The 681-nt window shown below is 37.1% G+C and carries 1 rRNA gene; it reads left to right on the forward strand.

Annotated features, from left to right (window positions below):
* Positions 1–85: ribosomal RNA gene (locus HQ29_RS08595) — 16S ribosomal RNA — on the forward strand; the annotation flags it as partial.
* Positions 86–681 lie beyond the last annotated feature (596 nt).

Here is a 681-nt window from a genome sequence, read left to right on the forward strand (position 1 = left end):
GGATCGTACTAGGGTAATACCGGTAACTGGGGCTAAGTCGTAACAAGGTAGCCGTACCGGAAGGTGCGGCTGGAACACCTCCTTTCTGGAGTGAAGTATTACGAGAAGTTCTGCGTATTATTTATGCAGGATATAAGATAGAGGTTACAGAAGTTCTGCGTACATCTTGTTTTGTCCAATATGCTGATATAAAGNGAAGTTCTGCGTATTATTTATGCAGGATATAAGATAGAGGTTACAGAAGTTCTGCGTACATCTTGTTTTGTCCAATATGCTGATATAAAGAGAGCCTTTTTGCCAAGTGCAGAGAGGCTCTTTTCTTGTTTATAGCCCTTTTGCAGGCATTTTATGACATCTATTGTTCCGGTATTCTTTCAGAGAAAGCTGTGTAAATGTCGCAGACCGGATATTTATTACATCTGCTTTTCCCAATATTTCAATCCGCAAAATCAGAGTTCGGAAAGAGTCTTCAAATATCTATTACATCTGTTTTTCTGAATACTTCAATCCGCAAAATCAGAGTTCGGAAAGACTATTCAAATATCTATTACATCTGTTTTTCCAATACTTCAATCTGCAAAATCAGAGTTCGTGAAATAATTCCGCTCACAAACGAGCATCAGACAAATAGTAAATAGCAGTAATATAACAACTTACTGCTATTTTTATTTTCTATAGTTT

Source organism: Porphyromonas canoris, from assembly GCF_000765975.1.
In the GTDB taxonomy this organism is placed as follows: domain Bacteria; phylum Bacteroidota; class Bacteroidia; order Bacteroidales; family Porphyromonadaceae; genus Porphyromonas_A; species Porphyromonas_A canoris.